Consider the following 9,584-nt stretch of genomic DNA (forward strand, 5'->3'; position numbering starts at 1 on the left):
TCTGGCTGTTCAGCAGATGGAAGAATCCCAGCGTCTGGTGCGATTGCGTTATGAAAATGGGGTTGAAACCATTACCGGCTTGTTACATGGGCAAGCCGAGCTGGATCAATCCCGGGCTGAACTGGTATCGGCCGATTATGCCGAGGCTGTCCAGCGCGCTGCACTGCTGCTGGCGATTGGTAAACTGAATCCGCAAGAAATCGTCGACGTGGCCCCGGTGTCCGTCGTGGAAGGAGCTTCCTGATGTTGAACTTGAAACGCACCGTCATGCTATCAGCCATTGTTTTGGCCAGTGCCGGCTTGGCTGCCTGCAGTAAATCCCCTCCCCAGACCCCGGCTGTGCATCACAGGGTGAGTGCTCCGGTCATGCAGATCGGGGGGAAGAACATGGCCGCCTACAGTCAGGTCCCGGGCACGGTGACTGCCGCCCAGCAGGTGCAAATCAGCTCGCGTCTCAGTGGTTATATTCGTCATCTGGATCTGCGCGAAGGTCAGGCGGTCAAAGCTGGGCAGCTCCTCTTTGAGGTCGATCCAACGGATGTGCAGGCCCAGGTCCAGCAGGCCCAGGCGGGTCTTGCCGAGGCGCAATCCAGTCTGACTGATGCCCGGTCCAATTATGAGCGTTTCAAGGTCCTGTATGCCCAGCAGGCGATTCCTGAAAAGCAGTGGGATCAGGTGAAGTCGGCCTATGCCATGGCTCAGGCGCGGGCCGCCGCCGCGCGTGCGGGTATTGCCAGTGCTGAGGCCCAGATGCGTTATGCTCGAGTAACTGCACCGTTTTCCGGAACCATTATCAATAAACAGGCCCAAAATGGCGATATGGCCTCGCCGGGGCAACCGGTGCTTACTTTGGCCAATACCCGTCAACTGGAAGTGCGCTTTGCCGCCGGCAGTGCTTTATACCGCAGCCTGAAAATTGGTCAGACGCTCAGCGTGCTTGCAGACGGCCAGCGGATACCCGCGACGGTGCTGGATATGGTCAACACGGCAGATGCCATGACCCATGCCCACTCCGTCAAACTGAGTCTGCCAGCTGATAGTCATCTCCAGGCAGGAGATTATGTGACCGTTGCGGCCCCGCTGGCAGCCCGTCAGATTATTGCAGTGCCTGCCAACGCTTTGCTGGATCGTGCTGGCATCCCCGGCGTGTTTGTTGTAGACGCCCACGGCATCGCCCATTACCGTATGGTCCGTCCCGGTCCGCAAACAGCAGATGGGGTAGAAATTCTTGCCGGCCTGAGTGCTGGAGAAACCGTGGTGACGGGTAATCTTGCTGCAGTCAACAATGGCGACCAGATCAAGGCCGGAGCAGCCCATGGCTGATCAGCATCAAAAAATGAATTTGGCCGGACGGCTGGCCCAGTCTTTTTACCAATCCAAAATTACCGTGCTCATCATGATTGCCATTGCCCTGTTCGGGCTCCTGGCAGTTACGGTTACCCCACGCCTTTATAACCCGGAGATTGTGGTTCCTGCGGCGGAAATTTTCGTCATGCGCCCCGGTTCCAACAGTGAGGAAATCCACAATTTAGTCATCCGCCCGTTGGAAGCGCTGATGGCTTCTCTGCCGGGGGTGCATCATACCTTTGGTTACTCCGTAAATGACATGGGTATTGTCACCGTGGAATTTCAGGTGGGGGCCAATGAAGAAAAAAGCCTGCTGGAGGTGTACAACCAGCTCAGCCGTAATATGGACAAAATGCCGCCGGGGACGGAACAGCCTCTGGTCAAGTCCATAGGGATCAATGATGTTCCCATCATGACGGTGACTTTAAGCACATCACACTTGACGCCTGTGGCCTTGCGTCAAGTGGGCACCCGCTTGATGGATCAATTGCAGAATGTGCCCGATGTGGCTAATGCTACCCTCATTGGTGGAGGCAGGCAGGCGGTCAATGTCTGGCTCAACCCCGCCAAACTCGCGAGTGCCGGTCTCAGTCTGAAAAATATCGAGCAATCCCTGCAGGGCAACAACGTGATTTTGCCGGGTGGTCATCTGGTCAACGACAATCACGAAATTCCACTGCGCATCAATGGTGCTCTGGGTTCCGCGCAATCTGTGGGCAATGTGATTATAGGCAGTCATGATGGCCAACCCATTTTTCTGAAAAATGTGGCACGTATTGAGGAGGGTGCGGCAGAGGGGCACACCGCTATCAGTAATACCGCCGGGTTGGCGAACCGCATGCAGCTGCCGGCCGGAACAAATATGCCGGCAGTAACCATTACCCTGGCCAAGCGCCCGGGAACCAATGCGGTCACTGTCGCTGATGCCATCAAGGCCAAGCTCGGGCGCCTGGAACAGGAAGCGCTGCCAGAGGGCGTCCATGTCACCATTACCCGGGATTACGGTGCCCGGGCCGATGACGCCGTCAGTACCCTGTTCGAGCATCTCAGCATCGCCATCGGCGTGGTAGCCATCATCTTGATGATTTTCCTGGGTTGGCGGGAAGCCGGTATTGTTATCTTGACGGTGCCTCTGACTCTGGGAGCGGTATTGGGTATCGGCTGGTTGCTGGGCCAGACCATCAATCGGATCACGCTGTTTGCCCTGATTTTATCTTTGGGCTTATTGGTCGATGGCGGCATTGTGGTGATTGAAAATATTCATCGTCATTTGCATGGATGTGCCAAGGGTGGCTTTGCCAACTGCGTGATTCATGCCACCAATGAAATTGGCAATCCCACCAATATTGCTACGTTAGCGGTCATTCTGGCTTTTGTGCCAATGGCTTTTGTGACCGGCATGATGGGTCCTTTCATGTTGCCGATCCCGATTTTCGTGCCCATTGCCATGATTGCTTCGGTGTTGTTGGCTTATACGGTAGTTCCCTGGGGTGCGTATCGTTTTCTGCGCAAGAAGGCTGCCAAGGCGGCAGATACCCATTCCCAGGCGGAACATGAAACAGCACATGAGGATGGCACCCAAGCTCCCAAAGACGCGTTACAAAGGGGCTATTTGCGCGTGGTGACGCCATTGCTCGAGTCTTCTGGGCGCCGCAATATATTCTTCCTGATTGTCGTGGTATTGCTGTTGCTGGCCATGTTGATGCCCCTATGGCAGTTTGTTCGTCCTCAGGGTATGAATGGCCCCCTCAGTGCCATGGGTGTCAATTTGAAGATGCTCCCGGAAGGTAATGTCAGTGATTTCATGATTCAGGTGGATACGCCTGCGGGTACTGCATTGGATGCCACCGGTCAGGTGACGCAAGCGGTAGGGGATGTACTCAGTCATAATCATTACATAGAAAACTTCCAGACTTATCTGGGACGTTCTGCTCCGGTGGATTTTGCGGGACTGGTACGTGGTGACATGATGCGCGAAGGCAGTAATTACGCCCAGATACAAATCAATCTGGTACCGCGTGATGAGCGCCCCATGTCGCATACTGTGGCGGTGGAGGTGTATAAAGCCCTGCAGAGCGTGCGCAGTCGTTATCCCCAGTCCGTCATCAAGATTTTTGAGGTTCCACCGGGGCCCCCCGTGCGTGCCCAGGTGGTGGCGGAGCTTTATGGCCCAAATTACCAAAAATTGCGGGAGTTGGCCGGGACGGTAGAGCAGCACTTCCGGAAAGTGTACGACATGATTAACGTGGATGATTCGGTCACGGCGAGTGTGCCCGAATACCGGATTCATGTAGATCGGCAAAAGGCCATGCTCGCAGGAGTGGCCCCAGCACAGGTTGCTGAGCTGGTACATGACTATGTTGCGGGCACCAAGCTCGGTGCCTTGCATGATTCTTCAGCGCGGGAACCGGTAGACATCATTTTGCGGGTTCCCCCCCAGGATCGCGCATGGCGTCAGCAGATTCTTGATCTGCATATTCGCAACAGTCAGGGCCAAGAGGTGGCCTTGTCCAGTATTGTCCAGATCCAGAAAACCACTCTGTCCAAACCGATTTATGACCGGGATCAACATCCGGTGGTCTATGTGACCGGTGATCTGATTGGTTCAAGTCCGGTGTATGCCGTTCTGAGTCTGAATCACTGGCTGGATGATCAGCACATTGACGGTGTCCATCTGACCACTGGCAATCTCGGCTTCACGCCTGCCCAGCCCAATGATATTACCCACTACCAGATTCTCTGGGGAGGTGATATGCGCCTGACTCTGGATGTGTTTCGCGATCTGGGTGCCGCTTTCATTGTGGCTCTGGTGTTCATCTATCTGATGTTGGTGGCGTATTATCAGTCTTTCATGATGCCGGTCATTGTCATGGGGGCTATTCCCATGACTCTGATTGGTGTGTTTCCCGGACACTGGTTGTTGAATACACCCTTTAACGCAACTTCCATGATTGGTGTCATTGCGCTGGCCGGTGTGGTGGTGCGTAACTCCCTATTGTTGATTGATTTTATTATTGATTACCGGCGTCAGGGCTACGCGCTTGAAGAGGCCGTGTTGCAGGCGGGGGCAGTGCGGTTTCGCCCGATTTTGCTGACGGCTCTGGCCATCATGTTCGGCTCGGCCATTATGGTGACCGATCCGGTATTTGGTGGTCTGGCGGTTTCCTTGATTTTTGGTACCTTCGCCTCCACACTGCTGACATTGGTGGTGATTCCGCTTTTATACTTTTTGTGGGAGCGGCGCCTTGAAAAGCAGACGCAGAGGATTTAACAGAAAATGAATACAGAACGTTGGGTACGTGTGGTGGCCGGTTTTTTTGTTCTGGTGAGCGTGATTCTGGGTGCGCCCGCCAGCCCGATTTTTGTCAGTGAGTGGTTTCTGGCATTTACGCTCTTTGTCGGGTTCAATTTGTTGCAGAGCGGTTTCACTTGTTTCTGCCCGCTGGACAAAATTTTGCTGAAGCTGGGCGTACCGGGTTCAGGGTCCTGCGGGAGATAATTCATGGAAGCCAAAATTCTCACCTTCGTCCAGGCACAATGGCCGCTTTTGCTCGCAGCTGTAGCCTTGATCGTCATGATTTTTAAAGGCCCACTGACACGCAAGGCAGCAGGAATCAGTGAATTGGATGCGAAAACGGCGGTTCAGTTGATTAACCATGAAGAAGCTGTGGTCATTGATGTGCGCGAACAAAATGAATGGGCTCAGGGGCATCTCCCCGGTGCCCGTCATATTCCCCTCGGGGATCTTCCCAAGTACATGAAAGATCTGGAAAAGCATCGTGGTCATCATGTCATTTGCCAGTGTGCCAGCGGAATGCGTTCGGCGCGTGCTGCTGCAAGCCTGAAAAAAGCGGGCTTTGACAAAATCTACAGTCTCAAGGGTGGTATTAGTGCCTGGCGCGGTGCTGGATTACCGGTCGAAAAATGAAAGTCGTAGCCGAAGTCGTCATGTATGCAACAGGGAGCTGCCCGTACTGTCATCGTGCGGAAGCCTTGCTGCGCAGTAAGGGCGTCAATCCACAAATCATTCGGGTGGATCACAACCCGGCCTTGCGTCGGGAAATGCAGCAGCGCGCCCACGGAAGGCACACCGTACCGCAGATTTTCATCAATGGTCAACATGTGGGTGGTTCTGATGATCTGGCGGCGCTGAATCATCGTGGGGCGCTGGACGCTCTCCTGCAGGCTGCACCCCAGGAATAGCCGGCAAGGCGTATTGGGAGGAGAAAATGGCGGGATTGATGGTAGTTTGTCCTTCCTGTGGAAGCCTGAATCGGGTGCCGCAGGAGCGTCTGGGTGACAAGGCCAAATGCGGCAAGTGTCATGCTGAAATTTTACCCGACCACCCGGTTAATCTGGCTGCTGCACGCTTCAATACGTACATCCAGAAAAATGAATTACCCGTATTGGTAGACTTTTGGGCCCCCTGGTGTGGTCCATGCCGCAGTATGGCCCCGCAGTTTGAGCAGGCTGGGCGAACTTTGCGTGGCCGCGTGCTTTTTGCCAAGGTCAATACGGAAGAAGAACAGTCCTTGGGGGCGCGTTTCCAGATCCGCTCCATTCCCAGCATGGTTCTTTTCAAAAACGGCAAGGAACACGCGCGGATCAGTGGTGCCATGGGTGCTGCTGACATTCAGCGCTGGCTTGCTGCTCAGGGTGTCTAGAGCAGAATTCATCCAGTAAAACGGCAAGCCATCATCTCTCTAGCTTGACTTCTTTCGAATAAACACTAAATTAGCTCTATAACTTGATACTTTAAAACAAGTTGGGGGCGTGTTGTGTGTGATTCTTCCAGAGCTTATTCCAATCGGCGTCAATTTCTTCAGCAGTTAGCACTGGGTGGAACTCTGCTCGGAACCTGGAAAATAGCTGATGCGGGTAGCCTTCTGCTCAGCCGAGCGAAAGAACGTCCCATTGTGGTTTGCCTGGATCCTGGCCATGGGGGCCATGACCCTGGCGCGGTTGGTTTGCGTGGCACCCGGGAAAAAGATGTGGTGCTCGACGTCAGCCTTGCTCTGGCCCAACGTTTGCGCGAAACCCCGGGGATACAGGTCGTCATGACCCGGCATACGGATCAATATATTCCGCTGTTGTCACGTATGCATCTGGGTTCGCAACATCGGGCTGATCTGTTTATTTCCATTCATGCGGATGCTTTTCCTGACCCCGACGTACGGGGCTCAACGGTCTGGGCATTGTCAGGGAAGGGCGCCAGCAATGCCGCAGCGCGCTGGCTGGCGAAAACCCAAAATGCAGCGGACCCCTTACTGAGCAGGTTACCTGCAGGCAGCCCGAATCCCATGCTCAATGAAGTATTAATCAATATGACCCAGACGGCTGCCATGAATGCAGCGGCAGCGGCAGCAGATGTGATGATTCGTGGGCTGGTGGGGGTGGAAGGGCTGCATAATGCGGCCGTGCAACATGCTAATTTTGTGGTGTTGCGTGCGCCCGATGTACCCTCCATGTTGGTCGAGACCGCCTTTATTTCCAACCCGCAGGAAGAACAACGACTGCGTGACCCGGAATTTCGTCAGACTCTTGCACGCAGTATGCACGATGCCATTGTTGCCCACTTTGTGAAGGCACCACCCACTGATAGCCGTTGGTCATCGGCCAATCATATTCTGGGCCATCATGAAACCCTCTCGGAAGTCGCGCGTCGTTATGGCCTCAGTGTTGAAGCGCTCCGCCTCGCCAATAATCTTTCTCATGGTGAAGAGCCGGCAGGCACTCATCTGCGCGTTCCGATCATGGGTGCCTGAGATCAGCTTCTGTGCAGTTTTACCGGCAAGTGTTATAACTAAGCAGTTGGCCGACAAAACCATAGGTGGACATTGCAGTATTCTCAGACAGAACCCCGGACAGAAAGAAATCAGACGCGGCTCGAAGAGTGGATTAACGGACTCCTGCATGGTGCTGGAGCCATGGGTGCCTTGCTGATATTTATTATCTGGTTGCTGGGAGCGGCGTTGCACAGTAAGGCGCTGGCCATTGTCAGCGTTTCGGTATTTGTGGCTACCATCCTGATTTTATATGCTGCGTCCACCATCTATCATTTGCTGCCACAGGGACCCGCCAAGCTGTTTTTTCAATGGGTGGATCGTTCGGCCATTTACCTGTTGATTGCCGGCACCTATACGCCCGTGACCCTGATGGTTTTGCACGATGTCTGGGGGATGATTCTTCTGGTGCTGGAATGGGTGCTGGCGTTGGCGGGTATTTTACTGTTGGTGTTCACCGGAAAGCGCTTTTATACCCTGTCTCTGATGCTCTATTTGCTGATGGGTTGGATGGCAGTGTTTGCGGTGCTGCCTTTGTATCGCGCCTCTCCAGGCTGGTTTTTGTGGCTGTTACTGGGTGGTGGTGCTGCCTATACGCTGGGAGTTGTTTTCTTTCTGTTGGACCGACGTAAATACTTCCATTCGATCTGGCATATTTTTGTCATTGCCGGTACGGCTCTGCAATTCTGGGCTATCCTGCAGTTTGCGGGTTGACCTGATTGTACTTGCTATTATTCGTCGGATCCTTATAATCTGTGGCCCTGCTCCCATCGTCTAGCGGTCTAGGACACTGGCCTCTCACGTCGGTAACAGGGGTTCGAACCCCCTTGGGAGCACCACCTTACCCCCGCTTTCTGTGAGATTGATTTGGTAGGTGATGGTTGCCTGGAAGGTTTCCGGGCAGAGTTCGACTTTCTGAATCAGCCGGTGTAGTCCGGCGCGTAACTGTTCGGGCGCTTCCTGCTGCATGTTTTCGATCAGATTGCTCAAGGTCTTTTGGATAACCGCCGTTGTGACGTTTTTATAAGCGGAAATGCCTTCTAACTGGTTGAGTAAAGCCGTTTTTGTAGAAACAAGAGCATCCCTGTCCTTTTCCATTACTTCGATGTTTCTGAGTATGGGGGCTGGCGAACTGGTTTCAGCCAGATAATCCACCAGTTTGCTAATTTTTTTATCAAATTCCCTGATTTCGTTGTCAATTTTATCCAAATTCCTTTTTTGGTACTGCTGCTCTGCCCTCATTTTCTGGTAGTGCTTTGCAACAGCTTCAGCGACCGCTGGGGAGGTCGCATACTCGCGGACGTTTTCCAATATCGCCTTATCGACATTATGCGCTGCCACACGAACTGTCTTTCCGAGTCGATAGTACCCGCAGTCGCCCCACCAGGCCTCGCCTTTCGGGGCAAAGATTATTCCCGAAAGCATATAGGTGTAATTGTTTCCGTTGCGTTTTCTTCGCTTGCTGGTGGTGGCCAGCATTTCCAGGATTTGTTGTGCTTCCTCTTCGGAAATCAAAGGTTCATGCGTGTTTTTGTGAATCACCCACTCTGATTCATCTCGTAAAACCGAGCTATAGTCCTTGCTCCCTTTTTCCTGATGCCGATTCCAGATCGTGTGGCCGGCGTAGGTCATCGCGTTTTTTTCAATGCCTAACAGGGTGGTCCCCGTTTTGCCGTAGATTCCTGCCAGCTTTGCCGCATCATTCCGACTGACTCCACGCGCCCTGTTTTGTAGGTAGGCGCGTATTTGCAGGGCATTTTCATCGGGGATCAGCTTGGACTTGGTTACGGGAGCGCCTTCACGAATAGCCCCCGTTTCGATGCGCTTTATTCGATAGCCGGTAGGCGGCGTCCCGCCCGCCCGATAGCCTTGTCGGATATTCTCGGCCATGCCTGCTAACCCTTTGGTTTTGCTGGTAAGCGAGTGCCATTCATCCATTGCCTGCAGGATGGATTTGAGGAGCATTTCGGTAATGGGATCGGCGTCCGGCAAGGATTTGTAGAGGATGCGAACATTGTGACGACGACATTCCTGTTCCTCGAAGATAACGGCGTGCAGCCTTCTGCGGCTGATGCGGGCTGTATCGAGGACCAGGATCAGGTTCCAGGTACGACTTGGGGATCGTAGGTCGCATAGAAGATTTTGAAAGCCCGGTCTATCCTCATCCTTTCCGGATTCTACAGCGTCGGCATACTCTCCAACGATAATGATTTCACGCGCTTTGGCCAGCACATAGAGTTCTCTGCGTTGCGCGTCGATGGAGACATCGGAACGATCTTTGGAGGAGCGAAGATAGAGGACGGCCTGTTCTCTGGGCATGGCTCATTTTCGCCCTGATGGGGCGGTTAAAGCAAGCTAATGCCGGGTTTTCGGAGGGACTACATGCTGTTTGGGGTTGTCCATCGCACTGTTTTTCTGGTCCTCAGCCGCCAACATCTCCGCCAGCATTTGAGC

At 53.7% G+C, this 9,584-nt stretch carries 9 protein-coding genes, 1 tRNA gene and 1 pseudogene; 10 read left to right on the forward strand and 1 reads right to left on the reverse strand.

Annotated features, from left to right (window positions below; genetic code table 11):
• The 10 genes and pseudogenes from AC2VLY_RS01090 to AC2VLY_RS01135 all read left to right on the forward strand — a co-directional run.
• A pseudogene (locus AC2VLY_RS01090) lies at positions 1–244 on the forward strand (TolC family protein); the annotation flags it as partial.
• Positions 244–1,323, forward strand: coding sequence for an efflux RND transporter periplasmic adaptor subunit (locus AC2VLY_RS01095; RefSeq protein WP_486891763.1), 1,080 nt, complete (start codon positions 244–246; stop codon positions 1,321–1,323). The pseudogene AC2VLY_RS01090 and the gene AC2VLY_RS01095, both read left to right, overlap by 1 nt.
• Positions 1,316–4,618 carry an efflux RND transporter permease subunit gene (locus AC2VLY_RS01100; RefSeq protein ID WP_486921631.1) on the forward strand — a complete coding sequence of 1,101 codons (3,303 nt, stop codon included), beginning with the start codon at positions 1,316–1,318 and terminating at the stop codon, positions 4,616–4,618. Before AC2VLY_RS01095 ends, AC2VLY_RS01100 begins: the two co-directional genes overlap by 8 nt.
• 6 nt (positions 4,619–4,624) lie before the next feature.
• Complete coding sequence (locus tag AC2VLY_RS01105) at positions 4,625–4,846, forward strand: YgaP family membrane protein (protein WP_193651160.1); 222 nt, start codon at positions 4,625–4,627, stop codon at positions 4,844–4,846.
• A gap of 3 nt (positions 4,847–4,849) precedes the next feature.
• Positions 4,850–5,275, forward strand: a complete 426-nt coding sequence (locus AC2VLY_RS01110; RefSeq protein WP_193651161.1) for a rhodanese-like domain-containing protein — start codon at positions 4,850–4,852, stop codon at positions 5,273–5,275.
• Complete coding sequence (gene grxC / locus AC2VLY_RS01115; RefSeq protein ID WP_193651162.1) at positions 5,272–5,550, forward strand: glutaredoxin 3; 279 nt, start codon at positions 5,272–5,274, stop codon at positions 5,548–5,550. The genes AC2VLY_RS01110 and grxC overlap by 4 nt, the downstream gene beginning before the upstream one ends.
• A gap of 26 nt (positions 5,551–5,576) precedes the next feature.
• A complete protein-coding gene (gene trxC / locus AC2VLY_RS01120; protein ID WP_193651163.1) occupies positions 5,577–6,011 on the forward strand; it encodes a thioredoxin TrxC in 435 nt (144 codons plus the stop codon).
• 114 nt (positions 6,012–6,125) lie between these two features.
• Positions 6,126–7,112 carry an N-acetylmuramoyl-L-alanine amidase family protein gene (locus tag AC2VLY_RS01125; protein ID WP_486891688.1) on the forward strand — a complete coding sequence of 329 codons (987 nt, stop codon included), beginning with the start codon at positions 6,126–6,128 and terminating at the stop codon, positions 7,110–7,112.
• A 72-nt stretch (positions 7,113–7,184) separates the two neighbouring features.
• A complete protein-coding gene (gene trhA, locus AC2VLY_RS01130; protein WP_486891687.1) occupies positions 7,185–7,844 on the forward strand; it encodes a PAQR family membrane homeostasis protein TrhA in 660 nt (219 codons plus the stop codon).
• 49 nt (positions 7,845–7,893) lie between these two features.
• Positions 7,894–7,969: transfer RNA gene (locus AC2VLY_RS01135), tRNA-Glu, on the forward strand.
• On the opposite strand, the gene AC2VLY_RS01140 is transcribed toward AC2VLY_RS01135, so the two are convergent.
• Positions 7,929–9,449, reverse strand: coding sequence for a recombinase family protein (locus AC2VLY_RS01140; protein WP_486921632.1), 1,521 nt, complete (start codon positions 9,447–9,449; stop codon positions 7,929–7,931). The genes AC2VLY_RS01135 and AC2VLY_RS01140 overlap by 41 nt on opposite strands.
• Positions 9,450–9,584: the final 135 nt, after the last annotated feature.

Source organism: Acidithiobacillus sp. TH-A36, assembly GCF_057473445.1.